Annotated in this window: 31 protein-coding genes and 1 pseudogene; 18 read left to right on the forward strand and 14 right to left on the reverse strand. The window is 60.2% G+C overall.

Annotation, left to right across the window (positions count from 1 at the left end; translation table 11 throughout):
• Nucleotides 1-8: 8 nt before the first annotated feature.
• On the reverse strand, nucleotides 9-338 hold the full coding sequence (locus tag BI292_RS12635) for a DUF6388 family protein (RefSeq protein ID WP_092269993.1): 330 nt from the start codon (nucleotides 336-338) through the stop codon (nucleotides 9-11).
• Between the two features lie 21 nt (nucleotides 339-359).
• Complete coding sequence (locus BI292_RS12640) at nucleotides 360-605, reverse strand: hypothetical protein (RefSeq protein ID WP_092269990.1); 246 nt, start codon at nucleotides 603-605, stop codon at nucleotides 360-362.
• Nucleotides 606-766: 161 nt separating this feature from the next.
• Between BI292_RS12640 and BI292_RS12650 the strand changes: the two genes are divergently transcribed.
• Nucleotides 767-1,117: a hypothetical protein gene (locus tag BI292_RS12650; protein WP_092269987.1), complete on the forward strand. Its 351-nt coding sequence runs from the start codon at nucleotides 767-769 to the stop codon at nucleotides 1,115-1,117.
• A gap of 117 nt (nucleotides 1,118-1,234) precedes the next feature.
• On the opposite strand, the gene BI292_RS12655 is transcribed toward BI292_RS12650, so the two are convergent.
• Nucleotides 1,235-1,666, reverse strand: coding sequence for a GNAT family N-acetyltransferase (locus tag BI292_RS12655; RefSeq protein WP_092269984.1), 432 nt, complete (start codon nucleotides 1,664-1,666; stop codon nucleotides 1,235-1,237).
• A gap of 175 nt (nucleotides 1,667-1,841) precedes the next feature.
• Between BI292_RS12655 and BI292_RS12660 the strand changes: the two genes are divergently transcribed.
• The 4 genes and pseudogenes from BI292_RS12660 to BI292_RS12675 all read left to right on the forward strand — a co-directional run bounded on the left by BI292_RS12660 (nucleotide 1,842) and on the right by BI292_RS12675 (nucleotide 4,934).
• Entirely contained in the window at nucleotides 1,842-2,279 is a 438-nt protein-coding gene (locus BI292_RS12660; protein ID WP_092269981.1) for a hemerythrin domain-containing protein, read from the forward strand.
• A gap of 222 nt (nucleotides 2,280-2,501) precedes the next feature.
• Entirely contained in the window at nucleotides 2,502-3,143 is a 642-nt protein-coding gene (locus tag BI292_RS12665) for a lytic polysaccharide monooxygenase auxiliary activity family 9 protein (protein ID WP_092269977.1), read from the forward strand.
• Between the two features lie 54 nt (nucleotides 3,144-3,197).
• A pseudogene (locus tag BI292_RS12670) lies at nucleotides 3,198-4,244 on the forward strand (chitinase); the annotation flags it as partial.
• A 96-nt stretch (nucleotides 4,245-4,340) separates the two neighbouring features.
• The gene (locus tag BI292_RS12675; RefSeq protein WP_101208068.1) at nucleotides 4,341-4,934 is read left to right on the forward strand and encodes an NUDIX domain-containing protein; all 594 of its coding nucleotides are present in this window, start codon (nucleotides 4,341-4,343) and stop codon (nucleotides 4,932-4,934) included.
• 143 nt (nucleotides 4,935-5,077) lie between these two features.
• Here the strand turns inward: BI292_RS12675 and BI292_RS12680 are convergent, their stop codons facing one another.
• Entirely contained in the window at nucleotides 5,078-5,593 is a 516-nt protein-coding gene (locus BI292_RS12680; RefSeq protein WP_101208105.1) for a methylated-DNA--[protein]-cysteine S-methyltransferase, read from the reverse strand.
• A 150-nt stretch (nucleotides 5,594-5,743) separates the two neighbouring features.
• Between BI292_RS12680 and ggt the strand changes: the two genes are divergently transcribed.
• From ggt to BI292_RS12710, 6 genes are all read left to right on the forward strand, one after another.
• Entirely contained in the window at nucleotides 5,744-7,471 is a 1,728-nt protein-coding gene (ggt, locus tag BI292_RS12685) for a gamma-glutamyltransferase (RefSeq protein ID WP_101208069.1), read from the forward strand.
• Nucleotides 7,472-7,551: 80 nt separating this feature from the next.
• Nucleotides 7,552-8,127 carry a cysteine hydrolase family protein gene (locus BI292_RS12690; RefSeq protein WP_101208070.1) on the forward strand — a complete coding sequence of 192 codons (576 nt, stop codon included), beginning with the start codon at nucleotides 7,552-7,554 and terminating at the stop codon, nucleotides 8,125-8,127.
• A 94-nt stretch (nucleotides 8,128-8,221) separates the two neighbouring features.
• Nucleotides 8,222-8,842 (forward strand): flagellar biosynthesis protein, encoded by a 621-nt coding sequence (locus BI292_RS12695; RefSeq protein ID WP_092269962.1) that lies wholly within the window; start codon nucleotides 8,222-8,224, stop codon nucleotides 8,840-8,842.
• Between the two features lie 501 nt (nucleotides 8,843-9,343).
• Nucleotides 9,344-9,712 (forward strand): DUF6124 family protein, encoded by a 369-nt coding sequence (locus BI292_RS12700; protein ID WP_101208071.1) that lies wholly within the window; start codon nucleotides 9,344-9,346, stop codon nucleotides 9,710-9,712.
• Between the two features lie 116 nt (nucleotides 9,713-9,828).
• Nucleotides 9,829-10,287 carry a GNAT family N-acetyltransferase gene (locus BI292_RS12705; RefSeq protein ID WP_101208072.1) on the forward strand — a complete coding sequence of 153 codons (459 nt, stop codon included), beginning with the start codon at nucleotides 9,829-9,831 and terminating at the stop codon, nucleotides 10,285-10,287.
• A gap of 99 nt (nucleotides 10,288-10,386) precedes the next feature.
• Nucleotides 10,387-11,832 carry a SulP family inorganic anion transporter gene (locus BI292_RS12710; RefSeq protein WP_101208073.1) on the forward strand — a complete coding sequence of 482 codons (1,446 nt, stop codon included), beginning with the start codon at nucleotides 10,387-10,389 and terminating at the stop codon, nucleotides 11,830-11,832.
• Between the two features lie 6 nt (nucleotides 11,833-11,838).
• Here the strand turns inward: BI292_RS12710 and BI292_RS12715 are convergent, their stop codons facing one another.
• Together BI292_RS12715 and BI292_RS12720 are read right to left on the reverse strand one after the other, a co-directional pair.
• Nucleotides 11,839-13,245: a M15 family metallopeptidase gene (locus BI292_RS12715; protein WP_101208074.1), complete on the reverse strand. Its 1,407-nt coding sequence runs from the start codon at nucleotides 13,243-13,245 to the stop codon at nucleotides 11,839-11,841.
• Between the two features lie 29 nt (nucleotides 13,246-13,274).
• Complete coding sequence (locus BI292_RS12720; RefSeq protein WP_178076576.1) at nucleotides 13,275-14,168, reverse strand: AraC family transcriptional regulator; 894 nt, start codon at nucleotides 14,166-14,168, stop codon at nucleotides 13,275-13,277.
• A 160-nt stretch (nucleotides 14,169-14,328) separates the two neighbouring features.
• Here BI292_RS12720 and BI292_RS12725 point away from each other — a divergent pair, with 160 nt between their 5' ends.
• Entirely contained in the window at nucleotides 14,329-15,072 is a 744-nt protein-coding gene (locus BI292_RS12725) for an SDR family NAD(P)-dependent oxidoreductase (RefSeq protein WP_101208076.1), read from the forward strand.
• Here BI292_RS12725 and BI292_RS12730 read toward each other — a convergent pair.
• On the reverse strand, nucleotides 15,069-15,584 hold the full coding sequence (locus BI292_RS12730) for a GNAT family N-acetyltransferase (protein WP_101208106.1): 516 nt from the start codon (nucleotides 15,582-15,584) through the stop codon (nucleotides 15,069-15,071). The two genes, BI292_RS12725 and BI292_RS12730, sit on opposite strands and share 4 nt — an antisense overlap.
• Nucleotides 15,585-15,894: 310 nt before the next feature.
• Nucleotides 15,895-16,248, reverse strand: coding sequence for a hypothetical protein (locus tag BI292_RS12735; protein ID WP_101208077.1), 354 nt, complete (start codon nucleotides 16,246-16,248; stop codon nucleotides 15,895-15,897).
• Between the two features lie 202 nt (nucleotides 16,249-16,450).
• On the opposite strand from BI292_RS12735, the gene BI292_RS12740 reads away from it, so the two are divergent.
• Entirely contained in the window at nucleotides 16,451-16,831 is a 381-nt protein-coding gene (locus tag BI292_RS12740) for a RidA family protein (protein ID WP_054048905.1), read from the forward strand.
• An 82-nt stretch (nucleotides 16,832-16,913) separates the two neighbouring features.
• Here the strand turns inward: BI292_RS12740 and msrA are convergent, their stop codons facing one another.
• Both msrA and BI292_RS12750 read right to left on the reverse strand, forming a co-directional pair.
• Complete coding sequence (msrA, locus tag BI292_RS12745; RefSeq protein ID WP_101208078.1) at nucleotides 16,914-17,420, reverse strand: peptide-methionine (S)-S-oxide reductase MsrA; 507 nt, start codon at nucleotides 17,418-17,420, stop codon at nucleotides 16,914-16,916.
• Nucleotides 17,421-17,426: 6 nt separating this feature from the next.
• Nucleotides 17,427-17,930, reverse strand: coding sequence for a hypothetical protein (locus BI292_RS12750; protein ID WP_178076577.1), 504 nt, complete (start codon nucleotides 17,928-17,930; stop codon nucleotides 17,427-17,429).
• 313 nt (nucleotides 17,931-18,243) lie between these two features.
• On the opposite strand from BI292_RS12750, the gene BI292_RS12755 reads away from it, so the two are divergent.
• A complete protein-coding gene (locus BI292_RS12755) occupies nucleotides 18,244-18,723 on the forward strand; it encodes a VOC family protein (protein ID WP_101208080.1) in 480 nt (159 codons plus the stop codon).
• Between the two features lie 7 nt (nucleotides 18,724-18,730).
• On the opposite strand, the gene BI292_RS12760 is transcribed toward BI292_RS12755, so the two are convergent.
• Nucleotides 18,731-20,122 (reverse strand): aldehyde dehydrogenase family protein, encoded by a 1,392-nt coding sequence (locus tag BI292_RS12760; RefSeq protein ID WP_101208081.1) that lies wholly within the window; start codon nucleotides 20,120-20,122, stop codon nucleotides 18,731-18,733.
• A 100-nt stretch (nucleotides 20,123-20,222) separates the two neighbouring features.
• On the opposite strand from BI292_RS12760, the gene BI292_RS12765 reads away from it, so the two are divergent.
• The 4 genes from BI292_RS12765 to map all read left to right on the forward strand — a co-directional run bounded on the left by BI292_RS12765 (nucleotide 20,223) and on the right by map (nucleotide 23,097).
• The gene (locus BI292_RS12765) at nucleotides 20,223-21,101 is read left to right on the forward strand and encodes a LysR family transcriptional regulator (protein WP_101208082.1); all 879 of its coding nucleotides are present in this window, start codon (nucleotides 20,223-20,225) and stop codon (nucleotides 21,099-21,101) included.
• Nucleotides 21,102-21,198: 97 nt separating this feature from the next.
• Nucleotides 21,199-21,537 carry a hypothetical protein gene (locus BI292_RS12770; protein WP_092269910.1) on the forward strand — a complete coding sequence of 113 codons (339 nt, stop codon included), beginning with the start codon at nucleotides 21,199-21,201 and terminating at the stop codon, nucleotides 21,535-21,537.
• Between the two features lie 511 nt (nucleotides 21,538-22,048).
• On the forward strand, nucleotides 22,049-22,300 hold the full coding sequence (locus tag BI292_RS12775; RefSeq protein ID WP_101208083.1) for a ParD-like family protein: 252 nt from the start codon (nucleotides 22,049-22,051) through the stop codon (nucleotides 22,298-22,300).
• The gene (gene map / locus BI292_RS12780; RefSeq protein WP_371918730.1) at nucleotides 22,297-23,097 is read left to right on the forward strand and encodes a type I methionyl aminopeptidase; all 801 of its coding nucleotides are present in this window, start codon (nucleotides 22,297-22,299) and stop codon (nucleotides 23,095-23,097) included. The genes BI292_RS12775 and map overlap by 4 nt, the downstream gene beginning before the upstream one ends.
• Nucleotides 23,098-23,162: 65 nt before the next feature.
• Here map and BI292_RS12785 read toward each other — a convergent pair whose 3' ends face one another.
• From BI292_RS12785 to BI292_RS12795, 3 genes are all read right to left on the reverse strand, one after another.
• Nucleotides 23,163-24,848, reverse strand: coding sequence for a sensor domain-containing diguanylate cyclase (locus BI292_RS12785; protein ID WP_101208108.1), 1,686 nt, complete (start codon nucleotides 24,846-24,848; stop codon nucleotides 23,163-23,165).
• A 126-nt stretch (nucleotides 24,849-24,974) separates the two neighbouring features.
• Nucleotides 24,975-25,748: a nucleotidyltransferase domain-containing protein gene (locus BI292_RS12790; RefSeq protein ID WP_101208109.1), complete on the reverse strand. Its 774-nt coding sequence runs from the start codon at nucleotides 25,746-25,748 to the stop codon at nucleotides 24,975-24,977.
• 26 nt (nucleotides 25,749-25,774) lie between these two features.
• Nucleotides 25,775-26,248, reverse strand: a complete 474-nt coding sequence (locus BI292_RS12795; protein WP_101208084.1) for a hypothetical protein — start codon at nucleotides 26,246-26,248, stop codon at nucleotides 25,775-25,777.
• Nucleotides 26,249-26,250: the final 2 nt, after the last annotated feature.

Consider the following 26,250-nt stretch of genomic DNA (forward strand, 5'->3'; position numbering starts at 1 on the left):
CGTTTTGATTACGGGGTCAGGCGATACAAGTCGCAGTATTCCAGCCAGTCCATGCCGGCCATTTCCGCCACTTCCCGGTGCACTTCCATGCGCTGCGCCTGATAGTCCTCAGGCGTGGCAGAGGTCAGTTGCAACGTCAGTTCCCAAGCGAACAAGCCTTGGCGCTCCGCTTCGGCCTCAAAGGCTTCGTGCAAACGTTCGTCGCGGTACTGCGCCGCCGTTTCACCCTTGGCCTGCGCCAACAACGGATTAAGGTTGTCGAGTTCGTGGCGCAATTCGGGGCGCTCATCGAGAAACTTGTTCAGTGCCTGTTCGTGTTGCTGTTCGGTGGCTGCCATGGTCGCTCCTTGCCGGTCAGGTTACGCAGACTGTTTCTTGGCTTTGGCCGCTGCGGCCAGGCATTCAAGGGCGAATTGCTCCGGATAGGTCATCTGGATCGGCGTGGTTTCGCCCTTCACGGTTCTTTCGCCGTCGAGAATGTAGCGAATGCGCTTGTCGGTAACACCGATTCGCTTGGCGATCCAGGACGGCGTCTGGCCGATCTGGCTGATCAGTTTGTCCGCGTATTCGGCGGTCGGTTTGTAGAATTCGGCGTTGGGGGTCATAGCGTCTCCAAAATAAAGCGCCGGGCAAAAGCCTGATGCGCTGTTTAATGCGCGACAGGGTGCGCGAATCGTCACGCGGTGTCTCGCTATAAATGCAGTAAAGCAGAACGATACGCCGCGCCACGGTGATACAGTCCGCTTTTTCCCGATGAGCGAACACAATGCGAATTCTGATGGTGGCGCTGGCCGCAAGCATGCTGGCCGGATGCGCCGGGTCGTTGATGGACGACTCCCGCACCAAGGCCCCGACCCAAACCCTGACCTCGGACAAACCGGAAAAAGTCGTCGCCCAATGCGTGCAATTCGCCTGGCAGGACGAAGCGGTGTTCGGCGTCGATGCCGGGGCTTACCTGCAACCAGGCAAGAAAAGCGGTTCGACGGTGTACACGCGCTCCGCAGAATCGTTTGTCGACCTGACCACCGGTGTGACCGGCACAGAATTGAGCTACTACGCGCAGCGCGATGACTTCGTGGCGAAGCGCCGGTTAGCGGCATTGGCTACGTGTTTGTAAGCATGCAATACCCGTAGGAGCGAGGCTTGCCCGCGAAGGCGATTTAACGTTCAGCGTTGATGTTGGCTGAAAGATAGCTTTCGCGGGCAAGCCTCGCTCCTACAGAGGGGCGGTGTTTCAGAGAGCGTTAATCAAGCGCTTCTGAAAGAAGTGGCGCTTGTGCCCCGGCGGGTAATCGGCAATCTGGCCGATCTCGCTGTAGCCATGCTTGCGGTAAAAGTCCGGCGCCTGAAAGTCGAACGTATCCAGCCAGATCCCCACGCACTCCTTGTCCCGCGCCAACTCCTCGGCCATTTGCATCAGCTTCGAGCCCAAGCCCTGGCCGCGCGCCTGCTCCGGCACGGACAGCAACTCGATAAACAGCCACTGATAAAACACCCGGCCATACAAACCGCCGAGAATCTGCTCGTGCTCGTCGCGCACTAACAGAGCAATCGGTTGCGGGTTGCCCGGCCCGGCCTGCGCGGCGTTGTAGGCGCGCAAAGGGGCGAGGATGGCCTCGCGCTCCGCATCCGTGGGGTGTTGCGACTGCTCGATACGCAATGTCATGGCGATGTCCTTATGGCGGTGAGCCGAAAGACTATCCGGGCTCTGCTGAATGTTCCATCCCTCACGCCAGCGGAACCGCTGCTCGCACGCAGATGTCTAGGCACTTGAGCGTCATTTAAAAAAGAGCGTCACCTAAAAAAGAGCGTCAATTCAGAACGCGGCCATGAGGAGTGCCATGAACATTTTCGAAGCTTTGCGCGAGAGCCACGACCGCCAGCGCGGTTACGCCGATGCACTGATCAAGACCAGCGGCGACACCCCGGAGCGGGCCGAAGCCTATAAACAGCTGAAAGCCGAACTGCAGGCCCACGAAACCGCCGAAGAACGGCATTTCTACATCCCGTTGATGGCCTTCGATAACGGCGTCGACCTGAGCCGTCATGCCATTTCCGAACACCATGAAATGGACGAGATGATGGAAACCCTCGACGAGACCGAGATGTCCAGCCCGGCGTGGCTGGCAACTGCCAAGAAGCTCTCGGAGAAGGTCCATCACCACTTGAAGGAAGAAGAGCAGAAGTTCTTCCAGATGGCCGGCAAACTGCTCGACGACAAGCAGAAAGAAACCCTCGCCAGCCAATATGAAAAGGAATACCAGGCGCAGCTGTCCTGAGGTAACAAACCTCCCGATCGATGCTTCGCGGTGTAATCCTTCGCCCATACGAAACGTACGACTCAGCTCAAACCACTGGTTGTATATCCAGTATTCGCGGTGATTTGCTCGTGCAGGCATCGACCGAAGCGCAAATTGGCTCGGTGGACAAAAAAACCAGCTCCGTTAGTTTGAAGACCTCTCCTCAGGAAGGAGAGATCTCAAATCAATGGAGTGAAAAAGATGAACCAACCACAGATTCAACCGCAAGCCGAACTGCGTCACGGTCGTGTGACATCCCCGTCCAGCCGTGGCGCAGTTGCCATGGAACTGGGCCTGTTGGAGGGCTGGCAAGTCAACGAAATGGAGGGTGGCAAAAACTTCCCTGCGCTGACTGCCGGCCCGTTCCCGGCGCCGTATCAAACCGACAGCGACAGCGTCGCTCCGCCCGCCGACGGCCACATTCTCAGTGGCGGTAAAGTCGATCAGCGTGATTGCGTCAATTTCACCAATGAAGAACTGAGCGAAAGACTCGGTCGTCCGTTCGCCTGGCCGTTGCTCAACGTCACCCCGGGCCAGAACTTCAAAGTCACCTGGAAATACACCGCGCCGCACGTCACCCGTGGTTACAGCTGGTTTATCACCAAGGATGGCTGGGACCCGCAACAGCGCATCAGCCGTGCGCAACTGGAACCGAAAGCGTTCTTTGACGACTTCTACACCCAAGTCCCGTACTACAGCCATTCGGCGGAGATGGTGGCCAAGGTCAATCACGAGGTGAAGTTGCCGAGCAACAAAAAAGGCCCTCACGTAATCGTGCTGATGTGGATCGTCGCCAACACCGGCAACGCCTTCTATCAAGCGTTCGACGTCGATTTCAAGTAATCCGACGCCGCGAAACCATTCGCAAACCCTCCACACGTTCTGAAGGAATAGAACATGTCTGATATCGACTTTACGTTAATGAAATCGCAACTGAGCGACGCCGCTTCGTTGATGCCGAGCATTGCCGGCAAAAAGATCCTGATGGGGTTCTGGCACAACTGGCCGGCCGGCCCGAGCGACGGCTACCAACGTGGCCAGTTCGCCAACATTGCGCTGCAGGATGTGCCCAAGGATTACAACGTGGTCGCCGTGGCGTTCATGAAGGGCAACGGTATCCCGACCTTCAAGCCGTACAACCTGAGCGACGCCGAGTTTCGCCGTCAGGTTGGCGTGCTGAACAGCCAGGGCAGGGCGGTGCTGATTTCCCTTGGTGGCGCCGACGCGCATATCGAGTTGCACAAGGGCAACGAACAACCGCTGGCCAATGAAATCATCCGGCTGGTGGAAACCTACGGCTTCGACGGCCTGGACATCGATCTTGAACAGAGCGCGATTGATTTCGCCGACAACAAGACAGTCCTGCCGGCCGCGCTGAAACGGGTCAAGGACCATTACGCCGGTGAGGGTAAACACTTCATCATCAGCATGGCGCCGGAATTCCCGTACCTGACCACCAGCGGCAAATACGTCGGTTACCTGCAGGCACTCGAAGGTTATTACGACTTTGTCGCGCCGCAGTATTACAACCAGGGCGGCGACGGCATCTGGGTTCAGGAAGCCAACAATGGCAATGGCGCGTGGATCGCCCAGAACAACGACGCGATGAAAGAAGACTTCCTGTTTTACCTGACAGAAAGTCTGGTCAGCGGTACGCGCGGCTTCACCCGCATCCCTGCGGACAAGTTTGTCATCGGCCTGCCGGCTAACGTCGACGCAGCCGCCACCGGTTATGTGATTGACCCGGCAGCGGTGGTGAACGCCTTCAAGCGCCTCGACGGCAAAGGCCTGTCGATCAAGGGGCTGATGACCTGGTCGGTGAACTGGGACAACGGCGTCAACAAGGACCACGTGCCGTATAACTGGGAGTTCAGCCGCCGTTACGGGCCGTTGATCAACGGCAAGCGTCTGTCCGCGCACGACGAACAAGGCGCGGCACCTGAAGTGGCGAGCCAGCAGTAAAAAGAAGCCCGGCAGAGATGCCGGGCTTTTTCATTTTCGCCTACCATGGCGCTCTTTGGATTTGAAGGATATGTCGTGATGGTGAACACAGCCGAGCGGGTCAACCTCATCGAAACGCAGGTGTTGTCCCACGACTGGTACCTGCTGAAGAAAGTCACTTTCGACTACCAGCGCAACAACGGCGACTGGCAGCGTCAGACCCGCGAGGTCTACGACCGGGGCAACGGCGTGGCGATTCTGCTGTTCAACCGCGAGAAAAAAACCGTGGTGCTGACGCGGCAGTTCAGGTTGCCGGTGTTCGTTAACGGTCACGATGGTCTGCTGATTGAGGTGGCAGCCGGTTTGTTGGACGGCGCGGCGCCGGAAGAGCGGATTCGCGCCGAAGCGGAAGAAGAAACCGGCTACCGCGTGCACCATGTGCAGAAAGTTTTCGAGGCCTACATGAGCCCGGGATCGGTGACGGAAAAGCTGCACTTCTTCATCGCCGAATATGACGCTGCGGCCAAAGTCAGCGACGGCGGCGGTCTGGAGGAAGAGACCGAAGAACTGGAAGTGCTGGAGTGGACATTCGACGAAGCACTCGAAGCGTTCTATCGCGGCGAAATCTGCGACGCGAAAACCATCATGCTGCTGCAATACGCGGCGATGAAAAACATTTTCACCAGCCCCTGATACCACCGCACTCCTGTAGGAGTGAGCCTGCTCGCGAAGAGGCCTTCACATCCAGAATTGATGGTGACTGGCACGCCGCTATCGCGAGCAGGCTCGCTCCTACAGGTTTTGTGGCATGACTGAGGATGTGCAAAAGCCTCAGGTCAAAACAACTCACCCGTCCGGCCAGCCCCCGCCCAGTCGCAGCCTTCCAGACGCAACAACCGCTCCTTCGCCGCCAGACCTCCGGCAAACCCGGTCAACTTACCCGACATGCCGATCACCCGATGACACGGCGCGACGATCGAAATCGGATTCTTGCCATTCGCCGCACCCACCGCCCGCACTGCGCTCGGACTGCCGATCTGCCGGGCAATCTCGCTGTAACTGCGCGTTTCGCCAAACGGAATGGTCAGCAGCGCCTGCCAGACACGTTTCTGAAACTCGGTCCCGGTGAAATCCAGATCCAGCTCGAACCGGCGCCGACGACCAGCAAAATATTCCTCCAGTTGTGCAACCGCCAACAGCAGGATCGGCGCGTCCGCCGACTCGGTCATCGCCCCCAGCCGCACACGATTCGGTGTGTCGTTTTCCCAGAGGATGGCCGCCAGTCTCGAACCGTTCGCGACCAGCTTCAACTCGCCGACCGGCGAGGCCATGGTGGTGAAGGTGTAGCTCATGCCGGCGAACCCCGAAAACGGCTGCAAAGAGCGCCAGCATACTGCCTCGCCGGGGAGGCGCAAACCGCAATCCCAGCCATACTGGCTACTGCTCTTGCAGCGCTCCCTCTGTTTTTGTACAGAGCCAGAAAAACAAAAAGAGACCGAATCATGAAGTTCGAACCTTTAGCCAAATCGCTGATTGCGACCTCCTTGGCGCTCAGCTGCCTCAGTGCTTACGCCGCTTCCGTGGCCCCGGTCGCCGCCGAAAACGGCATGGTGGTCACGGCGCAACACTTGGCCACTCACGTTGGTGTCGATCAACTGAAAAATGGCGGCAACGCCGTGGACGCCGCCGTCGCGGTCGCCTACGCGCTGGCGGTGGTCTATCCCGCAGCGGGCAACCTGGGTGGCGGTGGTTTCATGACCATCCAACTGGCGGACGGGCGCAAGACCTTCCTCGACTTCCGCGAAAAAGCGCCATTGGCGGCCACCGCGAACATGTACCTGGACAAGGACGGTAACGTCGTCCCGGAACTCAGCACCCGTGGTCATTTGGCCGTCGGCGTGCCCGGCACCGTGTCCGGCATGGAACTGGCGCTGAGCAAATATGGGAGCAAACCGCGCAAGGAACTGATCGCCCCGGCAATCAAGTTCGCCGAAGAAGGCTTCGTGCTGGAGCAGGGCGACGTCGATTTGCTGGAAACCGCCACCGACGTGTTCAAGAAGGATATGCGCGATTCCGGTTCGATCTTCCTCAGCAACGGCGAGCCGATGCAGGTCGGGCAGAAACTGGTGCAGAAAGACCTCGGCAAAACCCTCCGCGAGATTTCCGAGAAGGGCGCCGATGGCTTCTATAAAGGCTGGGTGGCCGACGCCATCGTCACCTCCAGCCAAGCCAACAAAGGCATCATCACCCAGGCCGACCTCGACAAATACAAGACCCGCGAACTGGCGCCGGTGGAGTGCGACTATCGCGGTTATCACGTTGTTTCGGCGCCACCGCCAAGCTCCGGCGGGGTAGTGATCTGCCAGATCATGAACATCCTCGACGGCTACCCGATGAAAGACCTCGGTTACCACTCGGCGCAGGGCATGCATTACCAGATCGAAGCGATGCGCCACGCCTACGTCGACCGCAACAGCTACCTCGGCGACCCGGATTTCGTGAAAAATCCGATTGACCACCTGCTCGACAAAAACTACGCAACCAAGCTGCGCGCCGCCATTGATCCGCAAAAGGCCGGCGTCTCCCGCGAGATCAAACCCGGCGTCGCGCCGCACGAGGGCAGCAACACCACGCACTTCTCGATCGTCGACAAGTGGGGCAACGCGGTGTCGATGACCTACACCCTCAACGACTGGTTCGGCGCAGGCGTCATGGCGAGCAAAACCGGGGTCATCCTCAACGACGAAATGGACGACTTCACGTCGAAAATCGGCGTGCCGAACATGTACGGTCTGGTGCAGGGCGAGGCCAACGCCATCGCGCCGGGCAAAGCGCCGCTGTCGTCGATGAGCCCGACCATCGTCACCAAGGACGGCAAAGTGGTGATGGTGGTCGGCACGCCCGGTGGCAGTCGGATCATCACCGCGACGTTGCTGACCATCCTCAACGTGATCGACTACGGGATGAACATCCAGGAAGCCGTCGATGCGCCGCGTTTCCACCAACAATGGCTGCCCGAAGAGACCAATCTGGAGACCTTCACCACCAGCCCCGACACGGTGAAAATGCTCGAAAGCTGGGGCCACAAATTCGCCGGGCCGCAGGACGCCAACCACGTCGCGGCGATCCTCGTCGGCGCGCCGTCGCTGGACGGCAAACCGGTGGGTAAAAACCGTTATTACGGCGCCAACGATCCGCGCCGCAATACCGGGTTGTCGCTGGGTTACTGACAGCGTAAAAAGGGGACGGATCTATTTCCGCTCGGTTTATCTCCGTCCCCTGTATTGCCGACTATCAAGGAAGGACCCTCATGACCACCGCACTGCTGATCATCGATGTACAGCACGCTTTGTGCACCGGCGAATACCAATGCTTCGACATCGAACGCGTCATCGACAATATCAATAACCTCAGTGCGAAGGCGCGCGACGCCGGAATCCCGGTAGTCCTGATCCAGCACGAAGAGAAGGGTGATTTGTTGCAACACGGCTCTGAAGGCTGGCAACTGGCGCAAACCCTGAACACTTCCGAGCACGACCTGCGGGTGCGCAAAACCACCCGTGATTCGTTTTACCAGACGCATCTGCAAGCCTTGCTGCAAGACCAGGGCACGGATCGATTGATCATCTGCGGCCTGCAGACTGACTACTGCGTCAACGCCACCGTGCGTCAGGCGTTGAACCTGAGCTACGACGTGGTCCTCGCCGCCGATGCGCATTCGACCGTCGACAACGGCAACCTTGCCGCCGAAGACATCATCGCCGAACACAACGCCGACCTCGCGCGCCTGACCGGCCCGGTCGCGCGAATCGATGTGCTGCCGAGCGCCGAAATCCGCGTCTCAAGCGCTGATTTTTATCAAAAAAACACCCGTGGCGACTCATGAATGTCGCCACGCGGCCGATTCCTTGTGGTCGCGCTGGGGGCAAAACCGCTTTGCCTGCCAGTAACGTGGACTGATCACAATGAACGGAGTCGTCATGAAACACCTGAAACTCGCCTGCCTGCTGCTCGCAACCACCGCATTGTTTGGCTGCGCCACCAGTCGCTCGGTCGTGGACATTGCCACGCCTCCCGTCGCTAACGGCAACGGCCAGAAAGTCTTCATCAGCGTGCTGGACGAGCGCCGCTTCGAACTCAAGCCGCAAGTCCCGGAAATTCCGTCGCTCAAAGAAGGCGAAATCACCGACAAAAGCATCACCGAACGCGCCATCGCCCGTAAACGCAACGGCTACGGCATGGGCCTGGGCGACGTATTGCTGCCGGAAGGCACCAAAGTCAGCGACCTGATCGCCAAAAGCATCGCCACCGCCTACGGCCAGGCCGGTTATCGCGTGGTGCCAAGCAGCGAAAAAACCGTCGACACCCAAGCGATCACCGTGCACGTCATCGAATTCTGGTCGTGGATGTCGCCAGGCTTCCTGACCGTCGGCGTCAACAACAAAGTGCACCTGAAAGTCGACACCGGCACCTCGGCAGCACCCATCGAAATCCACGGCCAGAACCGCGAAGGCGTGCAAGCCGTGACTGATAACGATTGGAAAGAAAGCACCGAACAAGCGCTGAAAACTATCACGGACACCATGGCTAAAAATCTGTAAAGCCACGTGTTAAACGAAAACGGGCGCCCGCAAGGCGCCCGTTTTCTTTGGGAATCTCAAAACCCAAGATTTGCCAAATCCCCCTGTGGGAGCGAGCTTGCTCGCGATGGCGTCAGGTCTGGCAACCCGCAATAAACATGTTTAACGATGGGTGTTTAACGACACTCTCTGTAACGTCCTGAAGGCTACAAAACCTTGTGCCTTTGCCTACAGCTAAGACAGAATCCGCCGGCTTGTGGGTCTTTCGGGCGGGCTATATCGTTTCCCGGTCACTGCAAAACAGTGATCGGGTTTGGTAGCCCGCTTCGAAATTCCGACATGTAACACCTTATGCAGTCCTCTTCCCGGGACTCAGCTTTATAAGGTGGGCATGCGTGGGGCTCCTCGTGAGCGCCGGGTTTCTAGTTTTCGAACGGTCTACCAACCCACGTATGCCCGCCACCCTTCGTTTGGTAGCGAAAGTGGCGGCTCCTTAATATTCGAAAATTAGTGAGTCTTTCCATGTTCAAAGTAACCCCGAATCCACCGCACACCGATCCAGTACCCTACGACGCCACTTTTGATCTCGACCCCGAAAAAATCAAAGTGGCCGCCGACCGCGCGCTCAAGATTTATCTGAACCCCGGGGCGAAGAAAGCGCAGATAGCGCCCCGCAAACCCAGCAACATTTACGCCATCGACGCAGCGGCGGACGACGAGACATTGCTCGTCGATGCATGCGACGCGCTGGCGTCCGCCAGCAGCATCGTCAACGACCTTGTCGGCCTGGCCGACAACCCGCGACGCCAAACATTGCTGGTGCTGCAACGGGTCATCACGATGGGCGAGTTAGCGGTCAATCGCGTACTGGATAACCACAAGCCCGGCTAATCACCCGGCACCCAAGTGAGAGGCATCGCGCCTCTCACTTGCGCAAAATCACCTCGCAGCAGCTTGCCGGCCGCCAGCTATGCTGATTTTTCCTCAAACTGCACGGAAACATCACCATGGCCCTCCACGCGCAACGCGCCGACGCCAGCCACCTCGCCCAAGTCGCCAAACTGTTCGACGCCTACCGCGGCTTCTACGGCCAACCCGCCAACCTGCAACAATCCCAAGATTTCATCGCCGAACGCCTCGCGCAGAATGAATCGGCGATCTTCCTCGCCATTGACGAAAACGCCGAGGCGCTGGGTTTCGTCCAGCTCTACCCATCGTTTTCCTCCATCGACGCTTTCCGCACCTGGCTGCTCAGCGACCTCTTCACCGACCCCGCCGCCCGCGGTCGCGGAGTAGGCACCTTGCTGATGAAAACCGCCCGCGACTTCGCCCTGTCCACTGGCGCAAAAGGCCTGGTGCTGGAAACCGCGACAGACAACGTTGTCGCTCAACGTTTGTATGAATCGCTGGGCTACGTGCGCGACACCGGTTATTACACCTATTGCCTGGATTTGAAGCGGGGTTGAGACCACTGGCCCAACCGCCGTCAATTCCGTAACATCCGCAACCCTCTTTTCCCGCAACTCCCAGCGGCCAGCTCCTCCGGCCCGTTCTTCAGGTACGTCATGAAACCACAACGTCTGCGCGCCGATGCCTTGGCCGGGCTCACTACTTCTTTTGCGTTGCTGCCCGAATGCATTGCGTTCGCGCTGGTCGCGCACCTCAATCCGTTGATGGGCCTGTATGGCGCTTTCATCATTTGCACGTTGACCGCGTTGTTTGGCGGGCGGCCGGGTATGGTGTCTGGCGCGGCGGGGTCGATGGCAGTGGTGATTGTTGCGTTGGTGGTGCAGCACGGCGTGCAGTATTTGCTGGCGACGGTGTTGCTCGGCGGGTTGATCATGATGGCGTTCGGGCTGTTGCGGCTCGGCAAACTGGTGCGCATGGTGCCGCATCCGGTGATGCTCGGGTTCGTCAACGGCCTGGCGATCATCATTGCGCTGGCGCAACTGGAGCATTTCAAAAGTGGTGAGAATTGGCTCAGCGGTTCGCCGCTGTACCTGATGATCGGCCTGGTGGCGCTAACCATGGCCATCGTCTATGTACTGCCGCGCCTGACGCGTGCAGTGCCGCCGGCGCTGGTGGCGATTCTCGGTGTCGGCCTGGCGGTGTACCTGCTTGGGCTGCCAACCCGCACATTGGGCGACATGGCGCACATTTCCGGCGGCTTGCCGACCTTGGCGTTGCCGGACATCCCGTGGACTTTCGAAACCCTGCGCATCGTCGCCCCTTACGCGATTTTGATGGCGCTGGTCGGCCTGCTGGAAACGCTGCTGACGCTGAACCTTACCGACGAAATCACCGAGAGCCGTGGCTACCCGGACCGCGAGTGCGTGGCGCTGGGCGCGGCGAATATGGTTTCGGGCGTGTTCGGTGGCATGGGCGGTTGCGCGATGATCGGCCAGACCGTGATCAACCTCAGTTCCGGTGGTCGCGGTCGGCTGTCGGGGGTGATCGCCGGGGTGATGATTTTGCTGTTCGTGTTGTTCCTGTCACCGCTGATCGAGCGTATTCCGCTGGCCGCGCTGGTCGGAGTGATGTTCGTGGTTTCGCAACAAACCTTTGCCTGGGCGTCGTTGCGGGTGATCAACAAAGTGCCGCTCAACGATGTGCTGGTGATCATCGCCGTGACCACCATCACCGTATTCACCGACCTCGCCACCGCCGTGCTCTGCGGCATCATCATCGCCGCGCTCAATTTCGCCTGGCAGCAGGCCCGCGAGCTGTACGCCGACACCTATGTCGAGAACGACGGCAGCAAACTCTATCGCCTGCACGGCACCTTGTTTTTCGCCTCGACCGCGCCGTTTCTCAACCAGTTCGACCCGGCCAACGACCCGGCGCACGTGACGTTGGATTGTCGCCACTTGAGCTTCGTCGATTATTCGGCGATCGCTGCGCTGAAGACCTTGCGCGAACGCTACGACAAGGCCGGTAAGCATCTGCGGGTGTTTCACTTGTCGGAGCGTTGCAAGCAAATGCTCAAACGCGCGGGTGTGCGCCACGACTGACGGCGTTTAACGTTGCGGAAGACCCCAACTCTCGCGCAACTGCGCATATTCCGCCTCCGGCAACTGAATCAACAACGGCTGCTGACGCGGGTCCAGCCAGGCGAACAGTTGCTGGATATTCGCCGGCTCCATCGCTGTACAACCCAACGTTCCGGAATCCGGCGCACGCCAGATGTGGAAGAAAATGCACGAGCCGGCACCCGCAGCCGCCGGGGTGTTGTGTTCGATGAAGATGCCTTTGCGGTACATGTCGTCCTTGCGGCGCATGGTTTCCGAGCTGTTCCAGTCTTTGCTCACCGTCGCGCCATCGACCAACTCGTTGTAGCGCTCGGACTTGCCGTCGTCGACGCATTCCACGGTCGGGCTCAGCGGCAGGTAGGGCAGGCGGGTGTCGGCGCGGTTGTCGTAACCGAACGCGGTGCCGAGTTTGAAGATCCCGGCGGGTGCCTTGCCGTCGCCTTCGCGTTTGACCGGTCCCGCAAGACGCTCGACCACGGTCAACCCTTTACCCCACGCCAATCCGCTTTTGCCGACCACCACGGCGAACGGCTCGCCGGTTTTTTCAAAGGTTTTGCCGTGGCGCTGGTAGCGCTGCGCGGTGCCCTGGATATCGGTCCAGTTTTTGCTGGTGACGACGATCAATTGCTGGCTGCTTTCCAGTGCCAACGGCGTGATCGGGAAATTCATCACCTCTGTTAACGCTGGATTGCCGTTGTAGCTGAAGTGCCACCATTCCTTCGAATAACCGACAAAGCCTTCTTTTTCCATGGCCGCCGTGAGCCGCAGGCGATTGGCTTTGGCGGTCGCGTTGATCGCCGAGTTGGCGGTGTGCGCGCGCTCGTCGAAGCAATCAAAACCGCTGCCCATGTCGAGCCCGCCATCCTGCCAGCGCTCGCCGTAGGGCGCGGTGCAATCGACCTGCTTCGCCCCCGGCATGCCGACGGCGGCGGGCAGGGCGCCCGGGCCGGTCAAGGTCAGATCGACGGTGCTGCCCTTGGAATGGCCCGACACCCGCGCCACATATCCCAATTTCCAGAAGTCCTGTTTATTCACGCGCGGATAGAATTCGGCTTTGGTTGGATCGCCCGGCAACGTCGCGAATCGGCCCATGTCAGCGACGGCACGGCTCGGGCGATAGCAATCGAACACTTTCAAACCGTAGCCTTGCGCTCGCAATGTGCTTTGCACGCGGGCCAGCGCTTTGGCCGCGTCTTCCGCCAACTGGCACTCAGGCGCCTCGTAACCGTCGAGCGCGTGGCCGGTGAAGTTGTGGGCCGTGGCGTAGCGAATATCCTGCTCGATGCTTGGCTCGATTGAGCGCACGTACACCATGTGCTCGGGCCGTGTTTCGGCGCTGGCCAGGCACGGCGCGATCAGGCAAAGGGCGGCGATTGTCTTGTGCAAAGTGGGCATCCATTGCCTCCGGTGGGTAGTGATAATGTTCAACGCGGCGCACCTCGGACATTGGCCATGATCCGCGCGGCATCTCGCGCCGGTGGCAAACCAAATACCCGAGCGTAGTCGCGACTGAATTGGGTGGCGCTTTCGTAACCGACGTCCAGCGCCGCGCTGGTGACGCTGTGGGCGTTGGCCACCAGCAGCGTTCGCGCGTGCAGCAGCCGCACGCGCTTTTGATATTGCAACGGGCTGAAGTTGGTCACGGCTTTGAAATGACGGTGAAACGCTGAAACGCTCATGGCCGCTTTCTGCGCCAGAGCCTCGACGCGCAGCGGCTCGTTGAAGTCGCGGCGAATCCACTGAATCGCCAGGCTCACGCGGGCCATTGCCGAATCCGGCGCGGCGATCTCGCGCAGCATGCCGCCGTGCGGGCCTTGCAACACACGGTAAAGAATCTCGCGTTCATACACCGGAGCCAGCGCGGCAATGTCCGCCGGCCGCTGCATCAAGCGCAGCATGCGCACCCACGCGTCCATCAGCTCGGGCGTGACCGCCGCCACCGAGAAACCGCAGTCCTTTTCCTGACCACCGGCAGCCGCCGGAAGGTCGGCCAGCAGATTGGCGACCACGCTTGGGTCGAGCGTCAGGCTGACCGCCAGATAAGGTTCGCCGGTCGCCGCCGGGTGCACCTGACCCACGGCGGGCAGTTCGATGGACATCACAAAGTAGGTCGCCGGGTCGTAGCGCAGCGTGCGGTCGCCGACGGTCATCGATTTACTGCCCTGCAGGATCAGGTTGATCATCGGGTCATAAACCGCCGCCAATTGGTGTTCCGGGATCGCGCCCTGAACCATCGCCACGCGCGGAATACCAGTCTCGGTGCGGCGGTTTTCAGCCTTGGCGGCCAAGGATCGAAGCTCATCTAGTTGACTGTTCATGGGGCGACATCTGATCCCATGCCAAACGACTGCGCAAGCAAAAAGCAGAAACAGGCAGTTTTCGAGTAGAAACGGCTGCGCTCGCCGACCGTTCAATCGCTACCGTGGTGGCTCACCTCATTCACCCCTGATCCACCCCCAATCCACATCGGAGCAACCCATGAACATCATCCTCATCACCGGCGGCAGCCGCGGCATCGGCGCCGCCACCGCACAATTGTGTGCAAAACGCGGCATGGGCGTGATCCTCACGTACAAAAGCAATCCGCAAGCGGCGCAGTCAGTTGTCGCGCAAATCAACGCCGACGGCGGCCAAGCGCTGGCGCTGGAATTGAACGTAAGCGATGTCGGCACGTTCGGCGGGTTTGCCGAGACGGTCAGACAGGCGCTGCAAACGACGTGGCAGAAGACTACCCTGCACGGCCTCGTCAACAATGCCGGCCACGGTCTGTTCAACCCGATCGAAACCGTCAGCGAGGCGCAATTCGATGGCCTGCTGAACGTCCACCTCAAAGGCCCGTTCTTCCTCACCCAAGCGCTGTTGCCGCTGCTGGAAGAGGGCGCAAGCATCGTCAACCTGACCAGCGCCACCACTCGCGTGGCCACCGCCGGCGTCGCACCTTACGCCGCCGCCAAGGGTGGGCTCGAAGTGCTGACGCGCTACATGGCCAAGGAATTCGGCGACCGGCGCATCCGCGCGAATGCGGTTTCCCCCGGCGCGATTCGCACCGAACTGGGCGGCGGCCTCAACGATGAATTCGAAGCGCTGCTGGCCGGGCAAACCGCGCTCGGCCGAGTCGGCGAAGTGGACGACGTCGCACGCGTCATCGCCACGTTGCTGTCCGACGACAGCGGCTGGATCAACGCGCAGAGCATCGACGTGTCCGGCGGCTACATGATCTAGGGCCGATCCGCCCGATAGACCAGACTTTGCGCTTGCCCCGGCACATCATCCAGCAGCTCGATGCGCTGCATGCCGAGCTTCTCCAACACGCCGATGGACGCCTGATGATTGGGCCGCACCAACGCAAACACCCGCTCGGCGTCGAGCTCGGCGAAGGCAAATTCCAGCGCCGCACGTCCCAACTCGGTGGCAAAACCCTTGCCCCACGCGGCGGTCGCAAAGCGATAACCGAGGTTCAAACGCGGCTCGGCGAGGTAGTTGTACCGCGCGACACCGCCGAAACCAATCACCTGATCCGGCGCCTCACGGCTGGCAATCGCCCATTGCCCATAGCCGTGATCACGCCAGTGCGTGAGCCAGCCGTGCAACAGGGTTTGCGCCTGATGAAGCTCGTTCAGCGGCCCGGCGGGGTTGAACTGATTGGTCGCCGGGTCGCCGTAGATTGCGAACAGGCGCGGCAAGTCGTCGGCGGTAGGCGGCCGTAAAATCAGGCGTTCGGTGGTTCGGTCCATGGGTGGGCAGTTCCTTGTAAAAATGTCTTTGCTCGAGGGCATCAGTCCAATGCTCAGCGCCAGCACCGGGCCGTGTTGGCCGGACTGCCCGAAGAGTTTGCCAGTGCGGTCGGTCGGCAGGCCTTTGGCGAATTGAGTCATCGGGTGGTCATTGGCCGGGCACGGGTCGGGTGAAAAGGTCCCTCAGACCTGCGGCGCACTGCCGCCGGATCATAACCCGAGATTTTCGATGTGTGCCGCCACAGGCCTACGTCGTCAATGAAACGATGATGTCGACGAGGTTGACCGGCACGTAGACCAGCCCTTCGGCTCACGCGGAGCAGCAGCCCTCTGACAGCAGCCGTTCGATTTGCGCCAGTTCCCAGGTGCTGAGCAGGCTCACGGGGTCGGTGCCGTAACGTTGCCAGTCTTCAAAAAAACCTTCGCGGCCATCCGGGCAGACGCAGCTTTGGCAGTGGCGCAGATGCTTGCCGTCGAAGTCGAGGGTCAGGCGCCAGCCTTCGATATCGACCTGCACCGGGCCGCGGGGGTCGAGGCATTGCAGGTGGCGGGTTTGCAGCGCCGCATCGCGCAATATCTGGCAGACCTCGCGGGCGCTGAGCGCGGGGCGTGGCTGGCTCAGTGGGTTGGTTTGCAGAAAAAGCGTTTCGCCAGTGGGTTTCATCAGCAGCCTCGTGCGGCGGAGGTTTTCGGTGCGAAGCCGTGAAGATACCTTGTGCGCGAGGGCGCTGGTAGTGCGCGCCAAACCGCGCGGCGCAGGCGGTTTAGCCGGGTTTGAGTGCAATTCGGCAACAGTTCGGCGCGGGCGCGGTAAAATGCGCGCCGGTGGGCGACAGCCCGTTAACTTTCCAAGCGAAGAGAGCCCCATGGCCAACCAAGACATCACTTTTATTCCGGACCCGGACGCAGACTCGATTTCCTCCGACGTCGCCGGTTTCGGCGGTCTGCTGGTTTCCACGCAGATCCCGACCCGCGCCGATGGCAGCCTGGAACTGGGGGGCATCGTCGAGCAAAGCGAATGCACGTTGCAGGCGCTGAAAGTTGCGTTGGAAGGCGCGGGCAGTTCGATGGATCGGGTGTTGCACCTGACCATCTACCTCACTGACATGGCTGACCGCGCGGCGTTTAACGAGGTGTACCAGCGTTTCTTCGCCAAGCCATGGCCGGTCCGCGCTGCGGTGGGTGTGGCGGCGTTGGCCGTTGAAGGCATGCGCGTTGAAGTGACGGCGATGGCTGCCAAGGGTTGATGGGGGGATGGTGGCCGTTGAGGCGTTCGCCATCCAGGCACATATAAAAGAGGCGGCTCAATTGAGCCGCCTCTTTCAGTGTTCAACCGCGCTTCGGCAGTTTCCAGTTCGGACGGATGAAGTGGCAGGTGTAGCCGTTCGGCAGGCGCTCGAGGTAGTCCTGGTGTTCCGGTTCGGCTTCCCAGAACGGGCCGGCCGGAGTGATTTCGGTGACCACTTTGCCCGGCCACAACCTCGATGCCTCGACGTCGGCTACGGTGTTTTCGGCGACCTGTTTCTGCTCTTCGCTGAGGTAGAACAGCGCGGAACGGTAGCTGGCGCCGAGGTCATTGCCCTGGCGATTGGCGGTGGTCGGGTCGTGGATCTGGAAGAAGAACTCGAGAATCTGCCGATAGCTGATCTGCTCGGGATCGAACACGATTTCGATCGCTTCGGCGTGGTTACCGTGATTGCGATAGGTCGCATTCGGCACTTCGCCACCTGAATAACCGACCCGCGTGGACAGCACGCCGGGGTAGCGTCGCAGCAAATCCTGCATGCCCCAGAAGCAGCCACCGGCCAGGATGGCGGTTTCGGTTTGCGTCGTCATGGATGGTCATTCCCCTCGGTGAAATGGTGCGTTACTGATTGATGATCGGGCTGTTGAACTGGTCGGAGTAACTGCCGCCCATGAGCGAGGATGCCACTCGATCAGAACCGATGCCACTGCGCGAGTAAGCGAGGCGGGCTGCGTTGACCCGGTCGGAGCCGTCGGCGGCGAGTGCACCTGCGCCAACGCGGTCAGAACCGTCGGCGGCAACTGCTCCTCCGCCAACGCGGTCAGAACCATCCGCCGCAACTGCGCCCGCGCCAACCCGGTCGGAGCCATCCGCCGCAACAGCCCCAGCGCCAACGCGGTCAGAACCATCCGCCGCAACCGCTCCAGCGCCGACTCGGTCAGAACCATCCGCCGCAACCGCTCCAGCGCCAACTCGGTCAGAGCCATCCGCCGCAACTGCACCAGCGCCAACTCGATCAGAACCATCAGCAGCAACCGCCCCAGCGCCGACTCGATCCGAACCATCCGCCGCCACCGCCCGCGTTTCCGCAGCCCACGCACCCGGCACTACCACAGCTGCCGCAAGCACCAAAACAACGCCTGAAATAAACTTGTATTTCATGATGTTCTCCACGACCCGTCAGCCACGCACATTGCGGCTGAATTGATTGCGATTGGCACGGGTGCGCCGCACAGCGCACGGGTGTCGACGTGTTGCGTGACTTCGAGATATCGAACTGAACAGTATAGATCGCTGATTTTCACCGGTTCGGCGCGACGACCACCGGTGCCGACATGCGGTGGCAAAGTCGGGCGGCCGGGGCGCGTGGCGTGGCTAGAATCAATGCGTCATTCCCCACTTTGGAGCAGCGAAATGCTCAGCAAAAACACCGTGTGCATCTGGTACGAAAGCGCCGCACTGGACGCCGCCGAGTTCTACGCCGCGACGTTTGCCGACAGCAGCGTCGGCGCCGTTCATCGCGCGCCCGGCGATTATCCGGCGGGCAAACAGGGCGACGTGTTGACCGTCGAATTCAGCGTGATGGGCATCCCGTGTCTGGGGCTGAACGGCGGCGCTGGGGTCAAACACAACGAGGCGTTTTCGTTCCAGGTCGCCACCGAAGATCAGGCTGAAACCGACGCCTTGTGGAACGCAATCGTCAGCAACGGCGGCAAGGAAAACGTCTGCGGCTGGTGCCAAGACCAATGGGGCCTGTCCTGGCAAATCACCCCGCGCGTGCTCACCGACGCCATTACCAGCGCCGACAAAGCCGCGGCCAAACGCGCGTTCGAAGCGATGATGCAAATGGGCAAAATCGACGTCGCGGCCATCGAAGCGGCGGTGCGCGGCTGATAGGTGATCAGTGACGATCCAGCCACACAGTCTGCGCGTTGCAGAATTCGCGGACGCCGAAGTGCGACAGTTCGCGGCCGAAACCGCTTTTCTTCACGCCGCCGAAAGTCACGCGTGGGTCGCTGGCGCAGTAGCCGTTGATGAACACGCCGCCGGTTTCGAGCTCGTCGGCGAAGTGTTTGGCGAGTTCGAGATTGCGTGTGTAGACCGTCGCGGCCAGGCCGAATTCGCTGTCATTCGCCAGCGCCAAGGCGTGTTCGGCGTCGCGCGCGGTGATGATTGAGGCGACCGGGCCGAACAGTTCCTGTTTGAACGAGGTCATCTGGTCGGTGACTTGACTGAACACGGTCGGCTGATAAAAGTTGCCCGGACCTTCAGCCTTCTTGCCGCCCAACAACAGAGTTGCGCCTTCTTCCAAGGTGTCGCGCACTTGTTGATCGAGTTCATCGCGCAGATCAAACCGCGCCATCGGGCCGATGTACGTGTCGTTCGACAGTGGGTCGCCGACCTTCAATTGCTGGGTCGCTTCGACGAACTTGCGGGTGAACTCCTCGACCACTCCCTGCTCGACAATCAGCCGCTTGGCCGCTGCGCAGACTTGCCCGGTGTTCTGGTAACGACCGATCACCGCGGCTTTGACCGCTTCATCGAGGTCGGCGTCGTTGAGCACGATGAACGGGTCGGAGCCGCCCAGTTCGAGCACGCATTTTTTCAGCGCAGCGCCGGCCTGAGCACCGATGGCCATGCCGGCGCGCACGCTGCCGGTGAGGGTCACGGCGGCAATTCGCGGGTCAACGATGGCACTGGAAACACCTTCCGGCGTGACGTTGATTACCTCGAATACACCTTCGGCAAACCCGGCGCGCTTGAACGCGTCGCGCAGCAGATAAGCGCTGCCCATCACATTCGGCGCGTGCTTGAGCACGTAGGTGTTGCCGGCGATCAACGCTGGAGCCGCGCCGCGCAGCACTTGCCAGATCGGGAAATTCCACGGCATCACCGCGAGAATCGGGCCGAGCGGGCGGTACTCGATGCGCGCCTTGTTGCCTTCGACCAGCGTCGGTTCGGCGCTGAGCATGGCCGGGCCATGTTCGGCGTACCACTCGCACAGTTGCGCGCACTTTTCCACTTCACCGCGTGCCTGGGTGATCGGCTTGCCCATTTCCTGGGTAATCATTTGCGCGAAGTTTTGCGCGTCGTCCCGCAATGCCTTGGCCAGTGCGATCAGCGCTTGCGCACGCTGCTCCAGTGGCGTGCGGCGCCAGGTTGCGAAGCCTTTGGCGGCGCGGGTGAGGGCGGCTTCCAGTGCCGCGGCGGATTCAAACGGGTACTGGCCAATCGTTTTGCCGGTGGCGGGATTGATCGAAAGCGCGTGGGTGAGGCTGGAGACCTGAGTCATGACACCGTCCTGCTGGGTGGGAATGCGCTCAGGTTAAGGCGATGGCTGTTTTCTGGAAACTGAATAATACTGAGCGTATCGTTCACGTTTGGAGAATGTCTTGGACCTGGTTCAGCTGGAAATTTTCAAAGCTGTCGCCGAGCACGGCAGCATCAGCGCGGCTGCGCAACACATCCACCGAGTGCCGTCGAACCTGACCACGCGGATCAAACAACTGGAGCTGGACCTGGGCGTTGACCTGTTTATCCGCGAGAAAAGCCGCTTGCGCCTGTCGCCCGCCGGCTGGAGTTTTCTCGATTACGCGCGGCGCATCCTCGACTTGGTCCAAGAGGCGCGGGCTACGGTGGCGGGCGAAGAGCCGCAAGGTGCGTTTCCATTAGGTTCGCTGGAAAGTACCGCAGCGGTGCGCATTCCCGAACTGCTCGCGGCGTACAACCAGAAACACGCCAAAGTCGAGCTGGACCTGTCCACCGGACCTTCCGGGACGATGATCGACGGCGTGCTTGCGGGGCGTTTGGCTGCCGCGTTTGTCGACGGCCCGGTGTTGCACCCGGCGTTGGAAGGCGTGCCGGCGTTCGAGGAGGAAATGGTCGTCATCGCGCCGCTCAACCACGCGCCGATCCGGCGCGCACAGGACGTCAACGGCGAAAACATCTACGCGTTTCGCTCCAATTGTTCGTATCGGCATCACTTCGAACGCTGGTTCAGCGAGGACGCTTCGGTGCCCGGCAAGATTTTCGAAATGGAGTCTTATCACGGCATGCTCGCCTGTGTCAGCGCCGGCGCCGGTTTGGCGTTGATGCCGCGCAGCATGCTCGAAAGCATGCCCGGCTGCAGCACGGTGAGTATCTGGCCGCTGACCCCGTCGTTCCGGTTTTTGCGCACTTGGCTGGTGTGGCGCCGCGGCACGGTGTCGCAAAGTTTGACCATGTTTGTGCGTTTGCTTGAGGAGCGGGGCGTGGTCGAAGCGGTGAAGTGAAAACAGCGCCTGTGGCGATACCAATTCGCCATCACTTCCATTAGAGTGTGCGCCGCTCGGGAGACGGATCCCGGGCGTTTACTAATGGAGTTTCACCTTGAATTACCTCAGCAAGATGGTTGCCGTTGCAGTATGTGGTCTGGTTTTGGCCGGTTGCACAGGCGCGCCGATGAAGACCCAGCAATATGACGCCAGCCAGTACACGGTCCTCGGCCATAGCGAAGCAAGCGCCACCGGCATGCTGCTGTTCGGCTGCATCCCGATCCAGCACAACAACCGTTTTGTTCGCGCCCAGACCGCCGCGATCAAAGCCAAGGGCGGCGACGCGCTGATCAACACGCAAGTGCAGGAAAACTGGTTCTGGGCCTACGTGCTGACCGGTTACACCACCCATGTGTCGGGCGACGTGATCAAGCTGAACAACAAGATTCAGTAAGTGATCCAGTGGGGGTGAGCGAGCTTGTGAAGTCGGTTCTACAGGCAACATAGCTGTTGAATGTCAGGGCCATTTCGCCAGCAGGCTCGCTCCCGCAGTTTCAGTTTTGCGCAGTATTTGCCGACGAAAAAGCCCGCACTAGGCGGGCTCGGTATTCGAGTAGGTGGCCGGTGCTGGTCTCCGGCTTACGAGATTTATCAGGCTTCTCACAGCAAAGTTTTTTGCTTTACTGCCTCACACGGCATAAGGGCTGAATCTCAGCGCGGAGATCTTTCTAACCGTGTACCCTTCGGAGCGCGCCCCACGCCTCCTCGCTATCCTCTTGCGCATCAGTCTGCGTCTTCACCTACAACTTCAGAATAGTCAAAAGCCGAAATCCCCGCGCAGTCTTTTTAGATCGATTGCGCGCAAGCGCGTGGGCGGCAGGATGGAAAAACGCTATGCATTTGCAGTCACCCGAGACGTTGCAGTAGTATACGATTCATATGCATTTCATATCGGATGGTTGTTCATGGGTATCGTCAAAATTTCAGAAGACATGCACGAGAACCTGCGGGTTGCGAGCAACGCGCTGAGCCGCTCCATCAACGCCCAGGCTGAGCACTGGATGCGCATTGGCATGCTCGCCGAGCTGTATCCAGACCTGGACCACAACGCGATCTGCCGTTTGCTGATTCGCGCCGAACAGGCCGGTGGTCTGGATCTGCAACAGGTCTGCGCAATGGCCGATGGCGTGAAGATCCCTGCAGGAGCTGCCGTATGAACCGCGCCGTGAGGGCCATCGTGCCGATCAATACGCCAGCGCAAATCGCTCAGTCAGGCGTCGCCGGCAAAATGGCCGCCGAGGTGTTGGCGATGATCGGCCAGCACGTCAAGCCGGGTGTGACCACCAATGAACTGGACCGTATCTGCAACGACTACATCGTCAATGTGCAGAAAGCCATTGCCGGCAACATCGGTTATCACGGCTTTCCGAAAACCGTGTGCATTTCAGTCAACGAGGTGGTGTGCCACGGGATTCCTTCGGACCAGGTGCTGAAGGATGGCGACATCGTCAACATCGACATCGCCGTGGTGCAGGATGGCTGGTTCGGTGACACCAGCCGCATGTACTTTGTCGGCGAGCCGCGCCCGGAGGCGCTGCGGCTGGTGCAGACGACCTATGAGGCGATGTGCGCCGGTATCCGCGTAGTGCGCCCCGGCGCGACATTGGGCGATATTGGTCATGCGATTCAAAGCGTCGCCGAGCGTGATGGTTTCAGCGTGGTGCGCGAGTATTGCGGGCATGGCATCGGCAAGGTTTATCACGATGAACCGCAGGTGCTGCATTACGGTTATCCGGGGCAGGGCCTGACGCTCAAAACCGGGATGATTTTCACCATCGAACCGATGCTCAATGCCGGCAAACGCCACGTCAAAACCCTCGCCGATGGCTGGACCGTGGTCACCAAGGACCTGTCGCTTTCGGCGCAGTGGGAGCATATGGTTGCGGTTACCGACGATGGTTTTGAAGTGCTGACCTCGTGGCCGGATCAAGTCGAAGGTTATCCGGCGCCGTAGCCAATGGCGGGGTGGGCGACGAGATTAGCGTCGCCCGCATCCAGCAACAATCCAGCGCAAAAATCTCAATCGGCGCTCAACGTCTGCGTGGTGCTGAACACCCGATTACGCCCCGCAGCTTTCGCCTGATACAACCGCTCATCCGCGCGTTTGATCAGCGCCGAGGCATTGCTATCCGACAACTCCGCCACGCCGACCCCGATACTCACCGTCACCTGACCCACTGCAGCAAACTGCGCTTGGGCAATCGCCGCGCGGATTTTCTCCGCCACGACTTCGGGGCTGTCCGGCTCTTCCAGCTCGGGCAGCAACACCGCAAATTCCTCACCGCCAAACCGCGCGACAAAGTCAGTCGCGCGGGTGTTGCGCTGAATCAACTGCGCCAGTTGCACCAGCACGTCATCGCCGGTCGCGTGCCCGTAAGTGTCGTTGATGCGCTTGAAATGATCGGCGTCGATAAACAGCAGCGCAAATGTGCGTCCGGTGCGCTGGAACAACAGGCTGCATTCGGCGAGTTTTTCATCAAAACGCCGACGGTTGAACACCCCGGTCAGCGCGTCGTGAGTCGCCAGTTTCAACAGGTCGACATTCGCCTGGGTGAGGGCGGCGGTGCGCTGCGCGACGGTGGCTTCGAGCGAGGTATTGGCCTCCAGCAGCTCACGCTCCTTGCCGAGCAATGACTGGGTCATGCCCTCGATCGAGGACACCAGTTGGGCGATTTCCAACACCGGATGATGCTGCGGAAAAACCACATTGGGCTGCTGCTCGCCGACCTGCTTCGCAGCGCGCGCCAGTTGCTCGATCGGCCGACTCAGGTACAGCGCCAGATAGTACGCAACCAATCCGAAAATCACCGCCGCCAGCACACCCAGCAACAGCAATTTGTACAACAGCACCCGCGCCGGTTGCAGCGCGATGTCCAGCGGCTGACGCACCGCGATGTACCACGCCAGACCGGTGCTGGAAGGCGTCGGCACGGCAACGGCGCTGGTCAGATAACCGTTACCGACCGTCCAGCCCGGCGTGGCGCCGGACTGTTGCGAAGCCATCGGCAGGTTCGGCAACTGCTCGCCGGCCAGTTGTTCCGGGTACAGCACCTTGCCATCGTTATCGACAATCAACGCCTCCACTTCCGGCGTCGTGCCTTTTTGCAGCACCGCCGCGTCGACAATCTTCGTCACCCAGCTCCAGTGCGCGTGCGCGCCCAATACCCCGACCACCTGGCCCTGGGCATTGCGAATCGGTGCCGCGAAATCAATGAAGCGCAGAGGCTCGCCGTTCGGACTGCCCGGCAGCAATTTGGCGAGCAACACCGCTTCGTGCGGATCGCCGGTGTAATCATCACGCAGCCCGGCCTGAAACCACGGTCGTTGCTTGACCGACTGGTTGACCAACAGATTATTCACTGCTTGGCGCACCCGGCCATCGCCATCGGCCACGCCCATCCAGGCATATTCGGCGCGCGATTGGGTGCGCAACTCCATCGAAGTCAAAATGTCCGGGTCATCGAGATTGCCGCGCTTCAACAGCGGCGCGCGGCTGAGCAGCGACACTTCGAGTTGGCGCTCATGCAGTTGCGCGCCAAGCAACTCGGCGGCGGATTTGGCCGTGCTCAACAGCGCATTGCCGCTCGCTTGGCGCATCTGCGCGGTGGCGATGTGGCCCACGTAAAACCCGACGCTGAGCAGCGTGAGCAACGATAAACCGGCAAACCAAAGGGTCAGGTGACTGCGCAGACTTGCTTTGAACATGAAGTGGCTGCCGCTTTTTAGAGTGCGGGCATGGTAGGCGTTATGGCCGGTTTGGAAAAGCCAATGGGCGAAATCGTCGGACAAAAAAATGTGATCCAATTCAAATATAAGCGTGTCGCCAAGTGCTTAATGAGCTCGGACACCTGCCATCCACTGGACAAAATTGCGCAACTGCGTCGAGAACTCCTTGACCGACGTGGTCGGCGTTTTTGCCAATACCAGAAAGGATTCGATTTGCGTCTTCATCGACGGATAATGCCGGGCAAACTGCTCGGCATGCTCGTCCAGCGTGCGCGGCCAATTTCGGTCTTGATCAGATCGCAAGATATTGGTCGCGCGGATGAGTTTGCGCGCTGCTTCGCGTTGCCAAAGCGACTGTTCATTTATGTCGATCGTTTGCTCGATGCGTTCGGCATAACGGTTCAACACCGCTTCGAAATCACCGTTGACCGCAACGGCTATGGCGCGCGAAGGTCTGAACGGTGCAAAGCGTTGACCCAGATCATTGCCCCAGATGCAGCGGCAGTGGTGTTTTAGCCAGTAGCCCCAACTGAACAAGTTATCCGCTGCGAGCACTTCTGCGCGATGGCCAATGTCGAAGTCAATCTTCACGACTTCGGGATGCCGGGCTGCCAGCGCTTTGCGTAGGGCCTCTATGTTTTCAAGGTCGGGCGAGGAGCCCTCGTGGCTAAGGACCAAGGTCACGTCCAGGTCTGAAACCCTTGGAACGGCTTCGCCTCTTGCGACACTTCCATACAGGTAAATGCTGTCCAGCAGCAGCGGCGCCTCAGCGACCAGCGTGCTGCACAGGTCGCGCAGCAGCTCCTGGAAACCAGACTGAACGGGAGCGTCGGGTACCTCGAGGATGAAGCCGTTTGCATCTGTACCGTTTTGCGTCATGAAATCCTCCTCACTTCGCGCGATCATCAACCCGCCGAACGCACAGACCCCATTCCCAGCCCTGCCGAGTAATCCGTGCGCGTATTCCCCAGCCGATCACGGAAGGCAAAATGGCTGACTACAACGCACAAACCCAGGCCCAGCATATCCGCGACGAAGTTCTGATACGCCGCGCTGAACGCAATGCCGTTCTCCAGAGGATCGACGTACATCTCGTTATATGCCGAGAGAAACAGCACGATGATCAAGCCGCCCCACGGGCTCCACGGCATGCCTGTTTGCAGCGTGCGCAAGTTGTCGCGCAGCGATTGCTTGAACAATCTCGTCGGAAGGGTCACGTAACCGAGCAGCAACGCGGCGCAGAAGCCATAGAGGAAATGGCAGAAGTTGTAGCTCCAGACGATGATGTTGAAGGCGTTGAGCTGGATCAGCCAGAACGCGGCGAAGATCGCCAGGCAGAGCAAAAACGGTGTGTGGGTCGAGCGCGTGGTGAACAGCATTG

The organism is Pseudomonas sp. 43NM1, assembly GCF_002836905.1.
Classification (GTDB): domain Bacteria; phylum Pseudomonadota; class Gammaproteobacteria; order Pseudomonadales; family Pseudomonadaceae; genus Aquipseudomonas; species Aquipseudomonas prosekii.

Bases quoted from the DNA above. Each gene is read 5' to 3' on its own strand.
- BI292_RS12680 (WP_101208105.1), bottom strand. From the start codon at position 5,593: ATGAGCTACACCTTCACCACCATGGCCTCGCCGGTCGGCGAGTTGAAG.
- BI292_RS12655 (WP_092269984.1), bottom strand. From the start codon at position 1,666: ATGACATTGCGTATCGAGCAGTCGCAACACCCCACGGATGCGGAGCGC.
- BI292_RS12710 (WP_101208073.1), top strand. From the start codon at position 10,387: ATGAAACCACAACGTCTGCGCGCCGATGCCTTGGCCGGGCTCACTACT.
- BI292_RS12755 (WP_101208080.1), top strand. From the start codon at position 18,244: ATGCTCAGCAAAAACACCGTGTGCATCTGGTACGAAAGCGCCGCACTG.
- BI292_RS12775 (WP_101208083.1), top strand. From the start codon at position 22,049: ATGGGTATCGTCAAAATTTCAGAAGACATGCACGAGAACCTGCGGGTT.
- msrA (WP_101208078.1), bottom strand. From the start codon at position 17,420: ATGACGACGCAAACCGAAACCGCCATCCTGGCCGGTGGCTGCTTCTGG.
- ggt (WP_101208069.1), top strand. From the start codon at position 5,744: ATGAAGTTCGAACCTTTAGCCAAATCGCTGATTGCGACCTCCTTGGCG.
- BI292_RS12690 (WP_101208070.1), top strand. From the start codon at position 7,552: ATGACCACCGCACTGCTGATCATCGATGTACAGCACGCTTTGTGCACC.
- BI292_RS12635 (WP_092269993.1), bottom strand. From the start codon at position 338: ATGGCAGCCACCGAACAGCAACACGAACAGGCACTGAACAAGTTTCTC.
- BI292_RS12640 (WP_092269990.1), bottom strand. From the start codon at position 605: ATGACCCCCAACGCCGAATTCTACAAACCGACCGCCGAATACGCGGAC.
- BI292_RS12730 (WP_101208106.1), bottom strand. From the start codon at position 15,584: ATGGACCGAACCACCGAACGCCTGATTTTACGGCCGCCTACCGCCGAC.
- BI292_RS12715 (WP_101208074.1), bottom strand. From the start codon at position 13,245: ATGCCCACTTTGCACAAGACAATCGCCGCCCTTTGCCTGATCGCGCCG.
- BI292_RS12675 (WP_101208068.1), top strand. From the start codon at position 4,341: ATGGTGAACACAGCCGAGCGGGTCAACCTCATCGAAACGCAGGTGTTG.
- BI292_RS12650 (WP_092269987.1), top strand. From the start codon at position 767: ATGCGAATTCTGATGGTGGCGCTGGCCGCAAGCATGCTGGCCGGATGC.
- BI292_RS12785 (WP_101208108.1), bottom strand. From the start codon at position 24,848: ATGTTCAAAGCAAGTCTGCGCAGTCACCTGACCCTTTGGTTTGCCGGT.
- BI292_RS12665 (WP_092269977.1), top strand. From the start codon at position 2,502: ATGAACCAACCACAGATTCAACCGCAAGCCGAACTGCGTCACGGTCGT.
- map (WP_371918730.1), top strand. From the start codon at position 22,297: ATGAACCGCGCCGTGAGGGCCATCGTGCCGATCAATACGCCAGCGCAA.
- BI292_RS12740 (WP_054048905.1), top strand. From the start codon at position 16,451: ATGGCCAACCAAGACATCACTTTTATTCCGGACCCGGACGCAGACTCG.
- BI292_RS12700 (WP_101208071.1), top strand. From the start codon at position 9,344: ATGTTCAAAGTAACCCCGAATCCACCGCACACCGATCCAGTACCCTAC.
- BI292_RS12760 (WP_101208081.1), bottom strand. From the start codon at position 20,122: ATGACTCAGGTCTCCAGCCTCACCCACGCGCTTTCGATCAATCCCGCC.
- BI292_RS12790 (WP_101208109.1), bottom strand. From the start codon at position 25,748: ATGACGCAAAACGGTACAGATGCAAACGGCTTCATCCTCGAGGTACCC.
- BI292_RS12660 (WP_092269981.1), top strand. From the start codon at position 1,842: ATGAACATTTTCGAAGCTTTGCGCGAGAGCCACGACCGCCAGCGCGGT.
- BI292_RS12695 (WP_092269962.1), top strand. From the start codon at position 8,222: ATGAAACACCTGAAACTCGCCTGCCTGCTGCTCGCAACCACCGCATTG.
- BI292_RS12735 (WP_101208077.1), bottom strand. From the start codon at position 16,248: ATGAAACCCACTGGCGAAACGCTTTTTCTGCAAACCAACCCACTGAGC.
- BI292_RS12725 (WP_101208076.1), top strand. From the start codon at position 14,329: ATGAACATCATCCTCATCACCGGCGGCAGCCGCGGCATCGGCGCCGCC.
- BI292_RS12720 (WP_178076576.1), bottom strand. From the start codon at position 14,168: ATGAACAGTCAACTAGATGAGCTTCGATCCTTGGCCGCCAAGGCTGAA.
- BI292_RS12795 (WP_101208084.1), bottom strand. From the start codon at position 26,248: ATGCTGTTCACCACGCGCTCGACCCACACACCGTTTTTGCTCTGCCTG.
- BI292_RS12705 (WP_101208072.1), top strand. From the start codon at position 9,829: ATGGCCCTCCACGCGCAACGCGCCGACGCCAGCCACCTCGCCCAAGTC.